Annotated in this window: 15 protein-coding genes and 3 pseudogenes; 2 read left to right on the top strand and 16 right to left on the bottom strand. The window is 73.2% G+C overall.

All coding sequences use genetic code 11. The features are described 5' to 3' along the window. Positions 1-5: 5 nt before the first annotated feature. The 13 genes and pseudogenes from atpD to ABXS69_RS03705 form a co-directional block, all read right to left on the bottom strand. A pseudogene (gene atpD / locus ABXS69_RS03765) lies at positions 6-1,476 on the bottom strand (F0F1 ATP synthase subunit beta). A 90-nt stretch (positions 1,477-1,566) separates the two neighbouring features. Further along, positions 1,567-2,511, bottom strand: a complete 945-nt coding sequence (locus ABXS69_RS03760) for a F0F1 ATP synthase subunit gamma (protein ID WP_366181227.1) — start codon at positions 2,509-2,511, stop codon at positions 1,567-1,569. A gap of 3 nt (positions 2,512-2,514) precedes the next feature. Then, on the bottom strand, positions 2,515-4,146 hold the full coding sequence (gene atpA / locus ABXS69_RS03755; protein WP_366181226.1) for a F0F1 ATP synthase subunit alpha: 1,632 nt from the start codon (positions 4,144-4,146) through the stop codon (positions 2,515-2,517). A gap of 67 nt (positions 4,147-4,213) precedes the next feature. Continuing rightward, a pseudogene (locus tag ABXS69_RS03750) lies at positions 4,214-5,028 on the bottom strand (F0F1 ATP synthase subunit delta). Next, entirely contained in the window at positions 5,025-5,627 is a 603-nt protein-coding gene (locus tag ABXS69_RS03745; RefSeq protein ID WP_366181225.1) for a F0F1 ATP synthase subunit B, read from the bottom strand. The pseudogene ABXS69_RS03750 and the gene ABXS69_RS03745 overlap by 4 nt, the downstream one beginning before the upstream one ends. Before the next feature lie 18 nt (positions 5,628-5,645). Beyond that, positions 5,646-5,849 (bottom strand): ATP synthase F0 subunit C, encoded by a 204-nt coding sequence (atpE, locus tag ABXS69_RS03740; RefSeq protein WP_073451362.1) that lies wholly within the window; start codon positions 5,847-5,849, stop codon positions 5,646-5,648. A gap of 114 nt (positions 5,850-5,963) precedes the next feature. Then, positions 5,964-6,783: pseudogene (gene atpB / locus ABXS69_RS03735) on the bottom strand (F0F1 ATP synthase subunit A). Between the two features lie 129 nt (positions 6,784-6,912). Beyond that, entirely contained in the window at positions 6,913-7,392 is a 480-nt protein-coding gene (locus ABXS69_RS03730) for a hypothetical protein (RefSeq protein WP_366181224.1), read from the bottom strand. Beyond that, positions 7,389-8,615 carry an MraY family glycosyltransferase gene (locus ABXS69_RS03725; RefSeq protein ID WP_366181223.1) on the bottom strand — a complete coding sequence of 409 codons (1,227 nt, stop codon included), beginning with the start codon at positions 8,613-8,615 and terminating at the stop codon, positions 7,389-7,391. Before ABXS69_RS03725 ends, ABXS69_RS03730 begins: the two co-directional genes overlap by 4 nt. Next, positions 8,612-9,400: an L-threonylcarbamoyladenylate synthase gene (locus ABXS69_RS03720; RefSeq protein WP_366181222.1), complete on the bottom strand. Its 789-nt coding sequence runs from the start codon at positions 9,398-9,400 to the stop codon at positions 8,612-8,614. Before ABXS69_RS03720 ends, ABXS69_RS03725 begins: the two co-directional genes overlap by 4 nt. A gap of 64 nt (positions 9,401-9,464) precedes the next feature. Then, entirely contained in the window at positions 9,465-10,691 is a 1,227-nt protein-coding gene (locus ABXS69_RS03715) for a sialidase family protein (RefSeq protein WP_366181221.1), read from the bottom strand. Between the two features lie 16 nt (positions 10,692-10,707). Next, on the bottom strand, positions 10,708-11,436 hold the full coding sequence (locus ABXS69_RS03710; protein ID WP_366181220.1) for a response regulator transcription factor: 729 nt from the start codon (positions 11,434-11,436) through the stop codon (positions 10,708-10,710). Then, positions 11,433-12,902, bottom strand: coding sequence for a PspC domain-containing protein (locus ABXS69_RS03705; protein WP_366181219.1), 1,470 nt, complete (start codon positions 12,900-12,902; stop codon positions 11,433-11,435). Before ABXS69_RS03705 ends, ABXS69_RS03710 begins: the two co-directional genes overlap by 4 nt. Before the next feature lie 134 nt (positions 12,903-13,036). On the opposite strand from ABXS69_RS03705, the gene ABXS69_RS03700 reads away from it, so the two are divergent. Together ABXS69_RS03700 and ABXS69_RS03695 are read left to right on the top strand one after the other, a co-directional pair. After that, complete coding sequence (locus ABXS69_RS03700; RefSeq protein ID WP_366181218.1) at positions 13,037-14,695, top strand: PspC domain-containing protein; 1,659 nt, start codon at positions 13,037-13,039, stop codon at positions 14,693-14,695. Next, positions 14,692-15,258, top strand: coding sequence for a hypothetical protein (locus ABXS69_RS03695; RefSeq protein ID WP_366181217.1), 567 nt, complete (start codon positions 14,692-14,694; stop codon positions 15,256-15,258). Before ABXS69_RS03700 ends, ABXS69_RS03695 begins: the two co-directional genes overlap by 4 nt. Before the next feature lie 91 nt (positions 15,259-15,349). Here the strand turns inward: ABXS69_RS03695 and ABXS69_RS03690 are convergent, their stop codons facing one another. From ABXS69_RS03690 to ABXS69_RS03680, 3 genes are all read right to left on the bottom strand, one after another. Next, positions 15,350-15,928, bottom strand: a complete 579-nt coding sequence (locus ABXS69_RS03690; RefSeq protein ID WP_366181216.1) for a DJ-1 family glyoxalase III — start codon at positions 15,926-15,928, stop codon at positions 15,350-15,352. A gap of 100 nt (positions 15,929-16,028) precedes the next feature. Next, the gene (locus ABXS69_RS03685; protein WP_366181215.1) at positions 16,029-16,829 is read right to left on the bottom strand and encodes an alpha/beta fold hydrolase; all 801 of its coding nucleotides are present in this window, start codon (positions 16,827-16,829) and stop codon (positions 16,029-16,031) included. Positions 16,830-16,918: 89 nt separating this feature from the next. Further along, on the bottom strand, positions 16,919-17,737 hold the full coding sequence (locus ABXS69_RS03680) for a hypothetical protein (RefSeq protein ID WP_366181214.1): 819 nt from the start codon (positions 17,735-17,737) through the stop codon (positions 16,919-16,921). Positions 17,738-17,819: the final 82 nt, after the last annotated feature.

The following is a 17,819-nucleotide window of genomic DNA, read 5'->3' as shown; positions in this document are numbered from 1 at the left end:
GGCGCTCACTTCCCGGCGAGCTCGGCGGCCCGGCGCTCGAGGTCCTCGATGCCGCCGATGTTGTAGAAGGCCTGCTCAGGGTAGGAGTCGTAGTCGCCGTCGCAGATCCGCTTGAAGGCCTCGACGGTCTCGGCCAGGGGCACGGTAGAGCCGGGCACGCCGGTGAACTTCTCCGCCATGTAGGTGTTCTGGCTCAGGAACTGCTCGATGCGCCGGGCGCGGGCCACCGTGACCTTGTCCTGCTCGCTCAGCTCATCGACGCCGAGGATGGCGATGATGTCCTGGAGCTCCTTGTTCTTCTGCAGGATGGACTTCACCCGGGTGGCGACGTCGTAGTGCTCCTGACCCACGTACTGGGGGGCGAGCAGGCGCGAGGAGGAGGCCAGGGGGTCCACCGCGGGGTAGATGCCCCGCGAGGCGATCTCGCGGGAGAAGCTCGGTGGTGGCGTCCAGGTGCGCGAAGGTCGTGGCCGGGGCGGGGTCGGTGTAGTCGTCCGCGGGCACGTAGATGGCCTGAAGGGAGGTGATGGAGTGGCCGCCGGCCGACGTGATGCGCTCCTGGAGCAGGCCCATCTCATCGGCGAGGTTCGGCTGGTAGCCCACGGCGGAGGGCATGCGGCCCAGCAGCGTGGAGACCTCGGAGCCGGCCTGCGTGAAGCGGAAGATGTTGTCGATGAACAGCAGCACGTCCTGGTTCTGGACGTCGCGGAAGTACTCGGCCATCGTCAGGGCGGACAGCGCCACGCGCAGGCGCGTGCCCGGCGGCTCGTCCATCTGGCCGAAGACGAGGGCGGTCTTGTCGAAGACGCCCGCCTCCTCCATCTCGACGATGAGGTCGTTGCCCTCGCGGGTGCGCTCGCCGACGCCGGCGAACACGGAGACGCCCCCGTGGTTCTGGGCGACGCGCTGGATCATCTCCTGGATGAGGACGGTCTTGCCCACGCCGGCGCCGCCGAACAGGCCGATCTTGCCGCCCTGGACGTAGGGGGTGAGCAGGTCGATGACCTTGATGCCGGTCTCGAACATCTGCTCCTTGGACTCCAGCTGGTCGAAGCTGGGGGGCTGGCGGTGGATGGGCCAGCGCTCGGTGACCTCAAGGGTCTCGCCCTCCTTGAGGTTGAGGACCTCGCCGGTGACGTTGAAGACGTGGCCCTTGGTGATGTCGCCGACCGGCACGGAGATGGGGGCGCCCGTGTCGCGGACCTCGGTGCCGCGCACGAGCCCGTCGGTGGGCTTGAGGGAGATGGCTCGCACGATGTTGTCGCCCAGGTGCTGGGCGACCTCGAGGGTGATCTCGCGCGCCTCCTCGCCCTCGCTGGTGGCCTGGATGGTCACCTTGAGGGCGTTGTACATGGCGGGGATCGCGTCCGGCGGGAACTCGACGTCGACGACGGCGCCGATGATCCGCGTGACGCGGCCGGTGCCGGGGCCCGCCTCGGTGGTGTCCGGGGCGGCCTGGGTGGTGGTGTCATCCATGATGCGCTCTTCCATGTCTGAGTCTGTCGATGCCTATTGACGTTGAGTCGGGTCTTGCTGGCGGCGGGGCCGCCGGGGTTGTCGGTGGGTCTATTCGGCGGCGAGGGAGTCGGCACCGGAGACGATCTCGGAGATCTCCTGAGTGATATCCGCCTGGCGGGCCGCGTTGGCGAGCCGGGTGTACGTGGTGATGAGCTCCTCGGCGTTGTCCGTGGCCGTGTGCATGGCCTGCTGGCGGCTGGCCAGCTCGGAGGCCGCCGACTGGAGCAGGGCGTTGCGGATGCGCGAGCCCACGTAGCGGGTGAGGAGCGCATCAAGCACCTTGGAGGTGGAGGGCACGAACTCGTAGAGGGGCTGGGTTCCTTTGATGGCGGAGAGGTGGACCGCCTGGGTGGCGGCGATGTCCTCGCGGTTGATCTCGCCCGGGCCGCCCAGGTCCACGACCGTCAGCGGGAGCATCCGGCGGACCTCTGGCACCTGGGAGACCATGGAGACGTAACGGGTGAAGACGATGTGGACCTCGGCCACCCCCCCGGCGTCGGCGGGGGCGAGGAAGTGCTTGAGGAGGACGGAGGCGACCTCCTCGATGTGCTCGGCGCTGGGGCGGTCGGAGTCCCCCGTCCAGGAGTGCTCCACGGTGCGACCGCGGAAGGCGAAGTAGCTCTGCGCGCGGCGCCCGTAGGTGAACAGGATCGGCTCCTTGCCGTCCTCCACGAGCTGCTCGATGAGCCGCTCGGACTCGCGCAGGATGGTGGCGGAGTAGGCGCCGGCCATGCCGCGGTCGGAGGTGACCACGACGACGGCCACCCGATCGGTGTCCTCACGCTCGCGAGTGATGGGATGGTCGAGACCGGAGTAGGTTCCGACGGCGGCCACGGCCTGGCTCAGCGCGTGATCGTAGGGCCCGGCCTCAGCGGCGCTGCGGCGCGCGGCGCCGATCCGGGAGGAGGCGATGAGCTCCATGGCCCGGAACACCTTCTGGAGGGTCTGGGTCGACCGGATGCGCTGCTTGTAGACGCGCTGGTTGCCTGCCACGGGTCAGCCCCTCTTGAGCACGATCTGCTCGCTCGTGCGCTCGGCGACGGCCTCGTCCCCGGCGTCGGCGACCTCGCCGGAGAGCATCCGCCCGCCGGAGAGGTAGGTAGTGCGGAAGGACTCGACGGCGGCGCGCAGCTCGGCCTCGGTCTCCTCTGAGAGCTGCCCGGTGTCTCGGATGGTCGCCAGGACGGTGGAGCTGCGGCGCAGGTGGTCCAGGAGAGCCGCCTCGAAGGGCAGGACATCGGCCACCTCGAGGTCGTCAAGGTACCCGTTGGTGCCCGTCCACACGCTCACCACCTGCTCCTCAACCGGGTAGGGGGTGAACTGGGACTGCTTGAGCAGCTCCATGAGGCGCTCGCCGCGGGTCAGCTGGGCGCGGGTGGTGGCGTCCAGGTCGGAGGCGAACATGGCGAAGGCCTGCATGGAGCGGTACTGCGCCAGCGTGATCTTGAGGGTCCCGGAGACCTTCTTCATCGCCTTGACCTGGGCCGCTCCGCCGACTCGGGAGACCGAGATGCCGACGTCGACGGCGGGGCGCTGATCGGAGTTGAACAGGTCGGACTGCAGGAAGATCTGCCCGTCGGTGATGGAGATGACGTTGGTGGGGATGTAGGCCGATACGTCGTTGGCCTTGGTCTCGATGACCGGCAGGCCGGTCATCGAGCCGGCGCCCAGGTCGTCGGAGAAGCTGGCGCAGCGCTCGAGCAGGCGCGAGTGCAGGTAGAAGACGTCACCGGGGTAGGCCTCGCGGCCCGGCGGGCGGCGCAGGAGGAGGGAGACCGCCCGATAGGCCTCGGCCTGCTTGGACAGGTCGTCGAAGACGATGAGGACGTGCTTGCCGGCGTACATCCAGTGCTGGCCGATGGCCGAGCCGGTGTACGGGGAGAGGTACTTGAAGCCGGCGGGGTCGGAGGCCGGGGAGGCGACGATGGTCGTGTACTCCAGCGCGCCGCGCTCCTCCAGGGCCGCGCGCACGGCGGCGATGGTCGAGCCCTTCTGACCGGTGGCCACGTAGATGCAGCGGACCTGCTTGTCGGGGTCGCCGGTCTCCCAGGCCTCCTTCTGGTTGAGGATGGTGTCCAGGGCGATGGCGGTCTTGCCGGTCTTGCGGTCGCCGATGATGAGCTGGCGCTGACCGCGGCCGATGGGGATCATCGAGTCGATGGCCTTCAGCCCCGTCTGGAGCGGCTCGTGAACGGACTTGCGGGCCATGACGCCGGGGGCCTGGAGCTCCAGGGCGCGGCGCCCCTCGGCGGCGATCTCGCCCAGGCCGTCGATGGGGCGGCCCAGCGGGTCGACGACGCGGCCCAGGAAGGCATCGCCCACCGGGACGGACAGGACCTCACCGGTGCGGCGCACGACCTGGCCCTCGTCGACGCCGGCGAAGTCACCCAGGACGACGACGCCGATCTGGCGCTCGTCGAGGTTCATGGCCAGTCCGGCGGTGCCGTCCTCGAAGGTGAGCAGCTCGTTGGCCATGACGCCGGGCAGGCCCTCGACGTGGGCGATGCCGTCGGCGGCGAAGACGACGTGGCCGACCTCCTCGGCGGCGACCCCCGCGGGCTTGTAGGCCCGCGCGAAATCACTGAGCGCCGAGCGGATCTCCTCGGCCTTGATGGTCAGCTCTGCCATCTTTGGTCTCCTTTGCAAAGCATTGAGTCGGTGGGGGCGGCCTGCGCCCGGTGGTGGGGCGCGGGGCTCATCCCGCGAGCTGGGCGCGCAGGTCGGCGACGGCGCTGCGCACAGTGTGATCGATGATGTGGCTCTTGATGGCGATGCGCGCCCCGCCGATGACAGCGGGGTCGATCGAGGTGTTGAGCTCGACCTCGGTGCCGAGCCGCTTGGTGAGGATGGCCAGCAGCCGGGCCTCCTGCGCGCTGGTCATGGGGGCCGCGGTAACGACGTCGGCGATGGTGCGGCGCTGGAGGGCCGCGGCGCGCTCGACGACGCGGCGCAGGTTGCGCCGGGGGCCGCCCTCCGCGTGGTGACGAACGCACCAGCGCACCAGGCTCATGGCGGGCGCGGACAGGTGCGGGCCGAAGACCTCGTCCGTCAGGCGCACTCGCTGCTCGGTGGTGGTGCGCCGCGAGGGCTCCAGCGCCTCGCGCAGCTCGCGGTCCTGGCCGATGATCTCCGAGGCCTCGAAGACCTCCCGCTCGACGTCGGCCACGGTCCCATCGGCGTGGGCGCCGACGAGGATCGCCTCGATGCCCAGGTCATGCAGGGCCGAGACGAGGTCGACGGGCTTGGACCAGCGCCCGCGCGCCATACCGCGCAGGAGCTCGACGACGCGCTCGTCGAGGCGGCCGGAGAAGAGCCGGGAGGCGAGCGCGGCCTTGTCCTCACCGCTCCGACCGGGGTCGGTCAGCGGCCCGCGCAGTCGGTGCTCAGCGATCTCGTGGGCCATGGCCAGGATCTGCTGGCCCAGCCCTGGCCGTAGGCTCCCGCGTCGCGCAGGACGGGAGTCCATGCGGCGCGGGTAGCGGCGCGGGTCGCGGATGTGCCCTGGTTCACCGGAGCTCCTCCACGGAGGCGCCGCCGTCCACGCCCGGGGCTACGGGGGCGGCCTCGAGCTCATCGAGGAAGCGATCGATGACACGGCTGGACAGCTCGGTGTCCTTGAGCTGCTCGCCGACGATCCGCTCGGCGAGCGTGGAGGCCAGCAGGCCGACCTCCGCGCGCAACGAGATCTGGGCGGCCTGGCGCTCGGCGAGGATCTGGCGCTGGGCGGCGTCAAGGGCCCTGCCCGCCTCCCCCTGGGCCTCGGCGCGGGCGGCGGCCACGATGGAGGCGGCCTCGCTCTGAGCCTTCTCCCGGATGGAGGCCGCCTCGCGGCGCGCGTCCTCCACGAGGCGGGCGGCCCGCTGCTCGGCGCCGGCCTGGTCCTTCTTGGCCTTGTCCGCGATGGCGAGGCCCTCCTCGATGCGCGCGGTGCGCTCGTCGAGGACCCTCGTGAAGCGGGGCAGGACGTACTTGATGAGCACCAGCGCCACGATGGCGAAGGAGATCGTGCCCCAGACCAGGTCATAGGCGTGGGGCAGGAGGAGGCTGTGCTCCTCCCCGGACGCCGTCTCCGAGGCCGCGGCGAGGGTGGTGATCATGACGGGGGCCATGGGGATGACCGTCGCCGATCAGAAGGCGAAGCCCGCGGCGAAGCCCAGCAGACCGAGGGCCTCGATGAGGGCCGCGCCGATGAACATGTTGGTGCGCAGGGCGCCGGCGACCTCGGGCTGGCGAGCGGTGCCCTCCTGCGTCTTGCCGACGAGGATGCCGATGCCGATGCCGGGGCCGAGGGTGGCCAGGCCGAAGCCGATGGTGGCGATGGATCCGGTCATGTTGCTTCTCCTTGAGAGTCTGAACGAGGGTTCTCGTCGTCCCCGGGTGGGCCCGGGTGGCTTGCTGGTGAGTGGGTTGTCGGTGGGGGGCCGATGCCCCCCCTACGGGAGCGATCAGTGGGTGTTGATCGATGAGTCGATGTACACGGCGGTCAGCAGGGCGAAGATGTAGGCCTGGAGGGCAGCGACGAAGATCTCGAAGAGGACGAACGCGAGCGAGGTCCCGAAGGTGAGCGCCCCCAGGCCCTTGAGCGCCCCGGCGGCGTGGATGAACAGGGCGTTGGTCGCCGCGTAGCACAGCGCCAGGAGGAAGTGGCCCGAGACCATGTTGGCCAGGAGCCGGATGGTCAGGGTCACCGGTCGCATGACGAGGTTCGAGAAGAACTCGATGGGGATGATGAGGATCCACAGCGCCTTGGGCACGCCCCCGGGGAGCACCGGGGAGCACCTGGGAGCGCAGGTACCCGAGGACGCCGTGGTTCTTGATGCCCGCGTAGGTGAAGGCGATGTAGGCGACCACGGCGAAGACGATCGGCATGCCGATGACGCTCGTGGCCGCGATGTTGAGCCCGGGGATGACGCCGGAGATGTTGAGGAACAGCACGCCCAGGAAGATCGTGGTGATGATCGGGACGTAGGGCGCGGCCCTGCGCTTGCCGATGATCTCCTCGGCGATGTTGACGCGGGCGAAGTCGATGAGCATCTCGCAGGCGCCCTGGAAGCGCCCCGGCACGACGCGCGCCCGCGAGGCGCCGATCGTGAAGAGGAGGACGAGGACTCCGGTCATGATGAGGCGGATCATCATGATGCGGTTCATCTCGAAGGGCGTGCCGACGAAGGCGAAGCCCTCCGGGAAGAAGTCGGAGATCGACGGCGGCTCGAAGCCCTCCCGCGAGGCGGGCGCGAGCGCGCTGACCACGAGAGTTGCGCTCATTGGCACAGGGCCTCCTCAAGGCAGTCCGGGGCGATCGACCAGGGCGAGAGTGCCGGCGCCGTCCGCCGGGGGCGGCGATCACTGGCATCGCGTCACAACATTACTCCACGTTGCCCGGCGCGACGACAGCTATCTCACATCGGTGGGGCGCGGCAGGGCGAGATCGGCGCCCCTGTCGCTCTCGACGGTCAGGGCTTGCCCGACCGCCAGGGTCACGACCTCCACGATCGTCACCACGATGAGGATGAGCGCCAGGCAGGCGAGGAACCATGGGCGGGAGAGCCCCTCCCGATGGGGCCCGGCCAGCAGGACCACTGCCACCATGACGGCGATCTTGGCCGCGAACGAGAGCATGACCCCGGCCGAGGCCATGAGGGGGAAGCGCTGCCACGGCATGAGCAGGACGACGGCGGTGATAGCGGTGACGACCAGGCCCGCGCCGGCACCCCAGGCCGCTCCGGCCAGGGCCCGGCCGCCACTGGCCGCCCCGGCGGCGAGGCAGGCGACGGCCAGTGCGGTGCCGATGGCCGCGACCCGCCGCCCGGCGGCGCGGAAGGCCGTCTCGGCGGTCCGGGCGGTGGGGGGCCTCACTCCGTCGGGCGCGCTCACGGGCGCTCCCCTGCCGCGGGGACGGCGTCGGGCGCCCGGGACCCCTCGGCGGGGTCGGGGGCCGCGCGGGGGTGGGATCTCCGGGGCGACGCGGATCGGAGCGCCCGGGAGGCCTGGTGGCGGGCGCGCTTCCTGGCCCCGGGACCGACGCCGGGGATGAGGTCGGTGGTCAGGGCCAGCGCGATGACGACGGCGACGAGGGCGCCGCAGGCCACGCGCGGCCAGGGCTGGATCGCGAGCGCCACGACGGAGAAGGACCCGATGGCGGCCCACAGGTACATGGTGAGGACGGCCTGGCGATGCGAGTGCCCGCCCGCGAGGAGCCGGTGGTGCAGGTGGAGCTTGTCGGGGTGGAAGGGGCTCTTACCCGCCAGGGTCCGACGGGTGACGGCCATGAGCATGTCCGTCAGGGGGATGAGGAGGATGGCGACGGGCAGGATGAGGGGCAGGAACACGGGCACGGCCGAGGAGCCGGTGATCGTGCCGGGGTCGATCTGGCCGGTGACGATGATCGTTCCCACCGCGGAGACGAGTCCGAGCTGCATGGAGCCGGAGTCGCCCATGAAGATCGTGGCGGGGTGGAAGTTGTGGGGCAGGAAGCCCAGGCACACGCCGATGAGGGCCGCCATGACGGTGGCAGCCAGCGAGGTGTAGGCCTGGGGGCTGGTGGCCCTGGTGAGGATGTAGACGTAGATGAAGAAGGCCGTGGCGCCGATCCCGATGATCCCGGCGGCCAGCCCGTCGAGCCCGTCGACGAAGTTGACGGCGTTGATGGCCACGATGATGACCAGAACGGTGGCAGCCAGGGAGAGCCGGGAGGAGCCGATGGTCAGGCCCCCCACCGGGAAGGTGATGAGCTGGATCCCCATGGAGGCCATGACGCCGGCGGCGAGGATCTGGCCGGCGAGCTTCGTCATCCAGTCGAGCTCCCACAGGTCGTCGACGACGCCCAGGAGGCACACGAGCCCCGCGCCGATGACCACCGCCCCGGCGCTGGCGTCGATCGTGCTGGCGAGGTAGGGGATGCGCGAGGCCACGGCGATGGCGGTGGCCAGGCCGACGAACATGGCGACGCCGCCGAGCCGGGGGACCGGCGCGGTGTGGACGTCCCGGTCCCGCACGGGGGTGAGCGCGTGGGAGACGAGGGCGATGTGCCGCACGATCGGCACGGAGACGTAGGTGGCCGCGGCGGCGATGAGCAGGATGAGCAGGTAGACCCTCATGCGCGGCCCCCCTCTGCCGGCCCGGGCGCCGCGCCCGCCTGGGCGGCGAGCAGGGGCGCGAGGACCTCCTCGATCCGGCGGGCCGGGATGAGGCCCTCGCGCAGGACGCGGGGCCTGGAGGCGTCGTCACCGGCCAGGGAGACGATGGTCGAGGGGACGGGGCCGGGCGTGGGCCCGCCGTCGATGAGCAGGATGCTGGGCCGGCCGTCCTCGGCCACGAGCGCGCCGGGGGCATCGGTCACGCGACCGGGGAAGGCCCGCCTGGCGCTGGCGGCATCGGTGGCCGGCGGCTCCCCCGTGCGGTTCGCGCTGGTGACGGCCATGGGGCCGGTGGCGCGCAGGAGGGCGAGGGCCAGGGGGTGGTCGGGCATGCGCACGGCGATGGTCCCGCCGGTCGCCCCCAGGTCCCATACCAGCGCGGGCGCGGCGTCGAGGACGAGGGTCAGGGCGCCGGGCCAGAGGGCGTCCATGAGGGCGCGCGCCGCGTCGGGGGGATCGGCGACGACGCCGTCGAGCTGGTCTCTCCCCGCCACGAGGACGGGTGGGGGCATCTGGCGGCCGCGCCCCTTGGCCTCCAGGAGGCGCGCGACGGCGGTCGCGTCGGCGGCGGTGGTGCCGATGCCGTAGACCGTGTCGGTCGGGGTGATGACCAGGCCCCCGGCCCGGGCGCGCTCCGCCGCGGCGGCGATGACGCCCGCGCGGTCGTCGGCGCTCTCGCCGTGGCCGCCGCCGTCGCCGTCGCGCTCGGGGACGGCGGCGCCCATGGGGGAACTCGTCTGGGTCACGCCCCGTATCCTCGCACGGATCGCGTGACGGCCCAGGCGCTGCTCGCGGCTTGTCACGGGGCGATCATCGCAAGTCGATGGCGAGGATCGCCAGGCGCGTCGCGCTCTCGTCGGCACCGGGCTCCTCGGCGGCGACGAGGGCGCGCACCGGGCCCGGCTCACCGGGGGCCCCCTGGGAGCCGGGCAGGATCACCAGGTCGGAGTAGCCGAAGGGCTCGTCAGGACCGGTCAGCCCCGCTAGCGCGCGCCACTGGCCGTCGGCTCCCCGCGTGGACAGGCGGCCGGCGCGCCGGGCGGCGGGGTCCGAGGAGTGAGACAGGAGGAGCGAGCCGTCGGGCAGGCCCGCCATGCCCGCGTTGCAGCCGGGGTCGCTCAGGGCGGGGACCGCCTCGGGGCGCGCCCACGTCATGCCCCCGTCGACGCTCGTGGACTCCAGGCGGGTGCCGCCGTAGGAGGCGTCGCGCGCGCTCATGACGAGCAGGTCCCCAGCGGGGGTCGCGGGGGCGACGGCGTGCTCGTCGGTGCCGCTCGTGGCGGCGCCCCCGGCCAGGCTCGCGGCGGCGCCGTCACCCAGCGGGACGGGGTCGCCGAGGCGCCAGGCGGCGCCGTCGCTGGACAGGAGGCAGGCCGAGCGCAGGGGCCGCGAGCCGTCCTCGCGCGGGGCGAGGGCGACGACCACGGGCTGGACGAGGCCGGCCGGCGTGGCGATGCCGTGGCCCGAGACCGGGAAGAGGACGGCGCCGTCGGGCCACCGCGCGCTGGGCAGGGCCGCGTCGGTGGCGTCGCGCCAGCGCCAGGTGGCGCCCTCGTCGGAGGAGACGGCGTGGAGGAGGCGCATGGTGCCGGGCTCGGGGGGCTCGCCGCGGCTCCAGGGGAGCCGGGGAGGGCGGGCGCCGAAGAGGCCCACGCCCGAGCCGGCCGCGGCCAGGAGGTGGAGGGCGCCGTCGGGGGCGGCGATGAGGGAGGGGTCCGAGATCCCCGTGATCCCGGGCAGGACGGCCGGGTCGGGGTCCAGCGGGACCGGCTCGTCCCAGGTGGCGCCGCCGTCTCCGGAGCGGCGCAGGAAGAGGCGGTTCGGGTTGGGCAGGTCGTCCGGGAGGGCTCCGCCCGCGGATCGCCAGGCGTCGCCGTCGGGGCGCGGGCGCAGGTCGTGGACGAGGAGCAGATCGCCGCCCGGGCGGGCGAGGAGCGCCGGGACCCGCAGGGATCCGGCGGGGGCGCCGTCAGCGCCGCGCGGGGCGGCCAGGACGGCCAGGCGCTCGACCCGGCCGGCGCGCCAGGGATGGGACATGGGGCTCGGGATCCTCTCAGACGATCCGGTGGGCGGCGGCCCAGCGGGTGAGCTCGTTGCGGTTGGACAGCTGCAGCTTGCGCAGGACGGCGGAGACGTGGGTCTCGACGGTCTTGACGGAGATGAAGAGCTCGGAGGCGCACTCCTTGTAGGTGTAGCCGCGGGCGATGAGACGCATGACCTCGCGCTCGCGCGCGGAGAGGCGGTCGAGCTCGGAGTCGGCCACGGCCACTTCCCCGGCCTGCGCGCCGAAGGCGTCGAGGACGAACCCGGCCAGGCGCGGGGAGAAGGCGGCGTCCCCGGCGGCCACGCGCCTGATCGCCATGACCAGGTCGGTCGTGGAGATCGCCTTGGTGACGTAGCCGCGCGCGCCCGCGCGGATGACGGCCACGACGTCCTCGGCGGCGTCGGAGACGGACAGCGCCAGGAAGCGGGTCCCCGCGGCGTCCGCGCAGCTGGCGGCGACCTCCGCCCCTCCCCCGCCGTTGCCGCCGGGCAGGTGGACGTCCAGGAGCACCACGTCGGGGGCCAGGGCCCGCACGGCGGCGATAGCGCCCTCGACGTCGTCGGCCTCGGCGATGACCTCGATGCCCGGGGCGTGGGCGGCGAGCTCGGAGCGCACCCCGGAGCGCACGAGGGCGTGATCGTCGACGACGAGGACCCTCAGGCGCGGGGCCGCCGACTGCGCGGGGAAGGCGGAGGGGTCGGATCGTGGCCCGGCTCCGGGCGGCTGGGCATGGGTCATGACGGGCTCTCCTGGGTCGCGCGGGAGGTCGCATGGGTGGGGAGCGCGAGCCGGACCTCGGTGCCGTTGCCGAGGCGGCGGATGCGCGCGGTTCCACCATATCGCTCCATCCTGCCGATGATGGACTCGCGCACGCCGTGGCGGTCGGGCGGGGCCTCCCCGGGGTCGAAGCCGGGGCCGTGGTCCCGGATGAAGGCCTCGATGAGGCTCTCGGAGGCCTCGACGTACAGGGAGACGGGGGGCTCCCCGTGGCGCACGGCGTTGGACAGGGCCTCGCGGCTGGCGGCGACGACGACCTCGGTGCCGCGGTCCGGGGCGCGGTCCCCGACGCAGACGACGTCGACGGGCACCCCGTGGAGGTCCTCGATCTCCCCGGCGAGGTCTCGGAAGGCGTCGGCGGTGGAAGTGCCGGCCTCGGGGCGGTCGGTGTAGAGCCAGGCCCGCAGCTCGCGCTCCTGGGATCGGGCCAGGCGCGCCACCGTCTCGGGCTCACCGGCGCGCTTGCGGATGAGGGTGAGGGTCTGCAGGACGGAGTCGTGGAGGTGGGCGGCGATATCCGCGCGCTCGGCGGCGCGGGCCTCGGCGGACCTCGTGGCGGCCAGGTCCCGGCTCGTGCGCAGCCAGAAGGGGGCGAGGATGGTCGCGATGCCGAGGACGAGGGCGCCGCCGGTCAGGCCGGCTGTGAGCATGGCGCGCGGGGGGACGTCGGAGGCGAGCCGTATGAGGATGCCGGTCGCGGCCAGGACGAGTCCGACGGCCAGGCGGGCGAAGGCCCAGCGGTCGCGGGGCCCGCCGGGGCTGGTGACGGCGTCGAGCTGGGACCACGCCAGGCCCGCGCCCATGGCGATGACGAGCGCCGGGAGAAGCGCCCCCTCGCGCGGCAGCAATTCGAAGCGCCAGGACGCGAGCAGGAGCGCCGCGGCGAGGAGGATGACGGCGCCCTGGAGCGCCCGATTGCCCTCTCCGCTCGCGCCGCGGCGCAGTGAGCGCCAGGCGCGCGCCGCCCGGTGCTCGTCGCCGGGGCCCCTGCCCGGCACGGCCGCCTGGCGCGGAGCGAGGCGGGAGCGGTCCGCGGGCAGGGCGGGCTCGGATCGGGCCGCCTCGGCCCAAGGGTCGCCCGCGGGGACGAAGATCCACAGCACCGCGTAGAGCATGGGCCCGATCCCCGTCTGCGCGCTCAGCAGGACGAAGGCGAGGCGGATGAGGAGGGGGCCGGCCCCCAGGTGGGCCGCGAGGCCCGCGGCGACGCCGCCGAACCAGCGCCCGGAGCGCCGGCTGCCGTCGGGGGCGAGGGGGGAGCGGCGGCCCGGCCTCCGCAGGGGCAGGCGCTGAGGGAGGGGGGACCGCGGCACCGGAGCGCCCGGCAGGGAATCGTGATGAGAGCCCGGCGCGGGGCCTCCCTCCGGGAAGGGGGCGGCCCCGGGCCTCCCCCAGGGCTCGGGGGCGGGGGCGCTCGTCGTGCTCACGGCGCCATCGTGGCACGCGGGCGGGCGCAGGGGGGCGCTTGAGAGGGGGAACCAGGGACGCCCCGGGAGGATTCAGGGTCGGCTCAGGGTGTCCCCCGATCGATCGCGGGGCCGGCGGGAGCCAGGATGGAGACATGAGCACGACCCCCTCTCCCCCAGGAAGCCCCTCCCAAGATCCTCTCGGCGGGCAGGGCGGGCCGTGGGTGGGCCCGCAGGCCGGGCCCGCCCAGCCCGACCGCCCCTTCATGGCGGGCCTGTTCGACTCCCTGCGCCGCAGCGGCGCGGTGCGCGCCGAGAAGCGCGTCGTCGGCGGCGTGTGCGGGGGCCTGGCCCAGCGCCTCGGCATCGACCTCATCCTCGTGCGCTGCGTCGTCTCCGTCCTCTGCCTCGTCATGGGGCTCGGCCTGCTCGCCTACGGCCTGGCCTGGGCCCTGCTCCCCGAGGAGCGCGACGGGCGCATCCACCTGCAGCAGGCGCTCAGCAGTGATATGAGCGCGGGCTTCCTCGGCGCGGTCGTCTGCGTCATCGCCGGGGCGGCCCGTCCCGACTGGGGCCTGGGCGAGGGCGTGGTCCTCGGCGTCGGCTGGGCCGGCGCGACCTGGGGCCTGCTGTGGACGGTCGGCGTCATCGGATCGCTCATCTGGCTGATCAGCTCGCGGCGCCAGCGGCGCGCGGATCGGTCCCCGCAGTCGGCCCGGCCGGTGGCCGACGGGGCATGGTCGGCCCCGACAGGGCAGCCCCTGCCCGCATGGGAGGCGGATCAGGGCGCGCCGGCCAATGGGGCGGCGAGCGGTCCCGCCTGGTCGGAGCCCATCCCGGGCGGTCCCCACCCGCGGTCGCCGTACGGACCGCGGGGTGTCGGCCCCGCTTACGCCCGCCCGCCGCGCCGTCCTGGTCCCGGGCGCAGGCTGAGCGCCGTCGTCGGCGGCCTGCTGCTCCTCGCCCTGGCGGGCATGGCGCTGGCCGAGCGGCATCACATGCTGGACAGGCTCTCCTACTCGCACGCGCTCATCGCCGTCGGCACGGTGACGGCCCTCCTGGGCGCGGGGGTCCTCATCGCAGGGCTGATCGGGCGCCGTGGGGGCTGGCTGAGCGCGCTGGGCGTCCCAGCGGCCCTGCTCGCCCTGCCCATGCTCGCCGCCAACCCCCTCGCGAGCCATGGCCTGGACCGCCTCGTCGCCGACGACGTCGTCATCGCCCCCTCTGATGAGCGGCTCTCCACGGGCGACGTCGACCTGGGGTCCTTCGGCGCCGGCCATGCCGTCATCGACCTGCGGGGCCTCGGCCGGGCGCATAGCGGCGCCACGGCGCGCGTGTCCCTCGGCAGCGGGGAGCTGCGGATCCTCGTGGATCGCGATCAACCGGTGAGGATCCGCGCCAGGGTCGGCGCCGGCGAGGTGAGAGCGCTCGCCGAGCGGAAGTGGGAGATCGAGGGGGCCCGGGGCAAGCGCGGCGCCGGCTCCACCTGGCGGGGCGCTGACGATGACGGGCCCGGCGGGGCGGCGTCCATCGACGGCGTGCGCATCGACGCCGTCCTGGCCCCCGAGGGGGCCCCCTCCGATGCCCTGACGATCGACACGAGCGTCGGCGCTGGTGACATCACGGTCGAGGAGTCCGCCCGCGCCTGGGCCCCCTCATCGGCCACGGCCTCCCCCTCCGCGACGCCGAGCGCGTCGTCCCCAGCGCCCTCGCCGGGCGCGAGCCCAACGGCTCCCTCCGGCGCGGCGGCCCCGAGCCCCGCCGCGCCCAACCCCCACGCACTGACCGCGCCCACGGAGACGAGACAGCCATGAGCAGCAGCACGAGCAGCATGAACGACCGGGACGACCTGTCGGTCGACGGCACCCCGACCGAGTCCCTCGCCGAGCCGGTGACCGAGTCCCTCCCCCGGCCCGAGGCGCCCGCTGAGAGCCCCGATAGCATCGAGAGCCCGCGGGAGCCCGTCCCGGGGGGCGCCCCGACCGGGCCCTTGAGCGCAGCGGCCCCGGCGACCGCGCCGCTCGGCACCCGCCCTGGGCCGGGCGCGCCCACGGGGGGCGTGTGGTCGGCCGCCACCGCGAGCGCCACGGGAGCGCCGGACCGTCCGGGGACGGCGGGCGCCCGGTCGGCGGGCGGTTGGACTCCCGCCCAGGCGCGGGGCCCGCTCCCGGGCGCGCCTGAGACGGGTCGGCGCGCCAGCACGGGCACGATCATCTGGGGGGCGCTGCTCCTCGCCCTGGGAGCCCTGGCCATCGCGGCGGGCGCGGGCCTGCGCGTCGACCTGCAGCTCGCGATGATCGGGGTCCTGGGCCTCCTGGGCGCGGCCCTCCTGATCGTCGCGGTCATGCCGCATCGAGGCCGGAGGGATCATCCCTGAACGGCAGTCATCCGCGTCCGACGTCAGCGGCGCTAAGAGCGGCCCCGCGCCGCCCCTCCGCGGGGGCGGCGCGGGGCCGCCGGCACGCACTTCAGCGCTGGAAGACGACGGCCTTCGCCACGGCCTCGGCGGCGTCGTCGCCCAGGTAGTGCCGGACGATCTCGAAACCGAGCTCGGCGGCGGTGGCCATGCCTCGGCTGGTGAGGATGGTACCGTCGACGACGACACTGTCCTGGCTGGTGATCGCGCCGTGCTCCTCCAGCACATGCATGAAGCCGGGGTTGGAGGTGGCGCGGCGCCCCTCGAGCAGTCCCAGCTCGGCGAGGATCGAGGGGGCGGCGCAGATCGCGGCCACCGGGCGCCCGGCGCGCGCGCGCTCGGTGACGGCATCGGTGATGGCCCGGCTGGCCTTGAGATTGGGGGTGCCGGGGACCCCTCCGGGCAGGAAGAGGAGGTCGTAATCGTCCAGATCTGTCTCGGCGAGGGTCTTCGCGCAGGTCAAGATGATCTCGTGGGAGGACACGACCGCGCGCTCCTCGGCGACGGCGATCATGTCGCAGGGAATGCCGGCGCGGTAGAGCACATCGACGACGGCGAGCGCCTCGACCTCCTCCAGTCCCGGTGCGATGAGGGCCGCCACCCGCTTATCGGTCTTCGCCTCGAATGCCATGGCGCTGTCCCTTCCCGCGCGCGGCGCGCGCTCGACTGTCCTGCTGCGGCTCCCGCGCCGCGCCCCCAGACTACTCCCGTCCGCGGGCACGGCCCCGGGCTCAGTCCTCAAGGATCCCGTTCCAGGCCAGGAACGCGGCGCTGGCGGACACGGCCGTCTCCCAGCGCTCATCGCCGAAACCGTGGCCGGCGCCGGGGATGACACGCAGCTCGGCGTCGCGCAGCTCGCGCTCGGCGCGCCGGGAGAGCGCCAGGGGGACGGACCCGTCGCGATCCCCGTGGACGAGGAGGACGGGTCGCGGGTAGCGGGCGAGCTCGGTGACGGCGTCGATGTCCCAGGCGTCGCGGGCGTAGGCCTTGGACAGACGGCTGCCCTTGTGCTCGAAGCGGTCGGGGACCTCGGTCAGGCTCCGGAAGCGGGCGCGCAGGCCGGCTCCGGGCTGGAGCGCCGGGTACCACAGGACGAGCGCGCCGATCTGCGTGGGCCGCCGGGCGGCCGCGAGCGCGGCGACCGCCCCGCCCAGGGAGAGCCCGAGCAGGGCGATGCGAGAGGAATCCGCTTCGGGCCAGGCTGCCACGGCGTCGATGACGGCGAGCAGGTCGGCGAGCTCGGTCAGCGGCGTCATCGCCATGGGGTCACCGCCGTTGTCGCTCCCGCCGCCGCCCCGGAAGTCGGGGCAGGCGGCGATGGCGCCCGCAGCGGCCAGGCGCCGGGCGATGGGGGCCACGCGCATCCAGGAGCCGTCCATGCCGTGGCAGCACACGACGAGTGGGCGGGGGCCGGGCAGGGGCCGCCCGCTGGGCCCGGAGGGCAGGTAGGCGGCGCCCCCGAGCCGCTGCCCGCCCACGGTCAGGTCCAGGGCGCGAGTGGCGAGGGGAGCCGAGGGGGATGCCGGGTTCACCGGCTCATCCTAGGGGCGCGCCCGCCCCGCCTCCGCGATCCCCCCTTGACCCCGGCGATCCCGGGCCCCTCGATGACGAGCGCGCCGGCCTACTTCACGCTCACGAACTTCTTGTCCACGAGGAGCCCCGGCCGCACCGAGAGAACCCCGTTCTCGACGCCGTCGGACGGAACCTCGAGAACGGTGCTCCCTGTGACGGATCCTCCGTTGTACAGCGTGGTCAGCGTGTCGATCTCGTCGGAGGCGACGGCGAATGTGCTCGAGGTGCCGATGGAGACTCCCCCAGGGGTGACGTACTCGACGCTCTCGAAAGGCGTGGACCCACTGGGATCGTCACCGGTGTAGGTCACGGTGTAGTTGACGAGGATGTACTCATTCCCCTCCGCCGGCGGTTGATTGAATCTATTCGCGGCAGCGACCTGGTCATTCGCGTGCAGAGTCACGGAATTGACAACGATCTTCCAGTCCTTGGAGGAGATCTCCATCCCCAGCGGAAGCGGGTTGTCCCGGCTGGTTCCTGCGGCATCCGAGGCGGCACTCCCACTACCAACCCCGGCGGAGCCGCTGGGGGCCGCCGCGGACGCGGTAGGCGAGAACGCCTCATCAACCGCCTTGTCGACTGCCTCGCCCAAGAAGGCGATGAAGACGATCACGCCGACGATCGTGCCGACAACGGCAAGCACGACGGCTGTGACGGCCTGCCATTGGGTCTCGCCCTTCCGGAAGAGCGCCACCAGCCCGAGGATGAATGACACCGGGAGCAGGATCCAGCCGATGATGAGTGCCCCTGGGACGCAGGCGAAGATGAAGCCGATGATCGCCAGGATCATGGCGACCAGTCCGAGGGTGTTCCTGCGGCGCGGCCCCGCTTGAATGGGAGCAGGGTATTGGAGGGAGGAATTCGACATGGAAACTCCTGCGTTCAATCTCGGAAGGAATGAATTCGCAGGAATCGCCCCCCCCCGCGAGAGGACCCCCATCGCCCATATG

The organism is Actinomyces timonensis, assembly GCF_040702965.1.
GTDB classification, from domain to species: domain Bacteria; phylum Actinomycetota; class Actinomycetes; order Actinomycetales; family Actinomycetaceae; genus Actinomyces; species Actinomyces timonensis_A.
This window is presented reverse-complemented; position numbering and strand designations above follow the sequence as displayed.

Excerpts from the sequence above, each read along its gene's own strand:
- ABXS69_RS03700 (WP_366181218.1), top strand. The coding sequence starts at position 13,037 with ATGAGCACGACCCCCTCTCCCCCAGGAAGCCCCTCCCAAGATCCTCTC.
- atpA (WP_366181226.1), bottom strand. The coding sequence starts at position 4,146 with ATGGCAGAGCTGACCATCAAGGCCGAGGAGATCCGCTCGGCGCTCAGT.
- ABXS69_RS03690 (WP_366181216.1), bottom strand. The coding sequence starts at position 15,928 with ATGGCATTCGAGGCGAAGACCGATAAGCGGGTGGCGGCCCTCATCGCA.
- ABXS69_RS03680 (WP_366181214.1), bottom strand. The coding sequence starts at position 17,737 with ATGTCGAATTCCTCCCTCCAATACCCTGCTCCCATTCAAGCGGGGCCG.
- ABXS69_RS03715 (WP_366181221.1), bottom strand. The coding sequence starts at position 10,691 with ATGTCCCATCCCTGGCGCGCCGGCCGGGTCGAGCGCCTGGCCGTCCTG.
- ABXS69_RS03710 (WP_366181220.1), bottom strand. The coding sequence starts at position 11,436 with ATGACCCATGCCCAGCCGCCCGGAGCCGGGCCACGATCCGACCCCTCC.
- ABXS69_RS03695 (WP_366181217.1), top strand. The coding sequence starts at position 14,692 with ATGAGCAGCAGCACGAGCAGCATGAACGACCGGGACGACCTGTCGGTC.
- atpE (WP_073451362.1), bottom strand. The coding sequence starts at position 5,849 with ATGACCGGATCCATCGCCACCATCGGCTTCGGCCTGGCCACCCTCGGC.
- ABXS69_RS03745 (WP_366181225.1), bottom strand. The coding sequence starts at position 5,627 with ATGGCCCCCGTCATGATCACCACCCTCGCCGCGGCCTCGGAGACGGCG.
- ABXS69_RS03725 (WP_366181223.1), bottom strand. The coding sequence starts at position 8,615 with ATGAGGGTCTACCTGCTCATCCTGCTCATCGCCGCCGCGGCCACCTAC.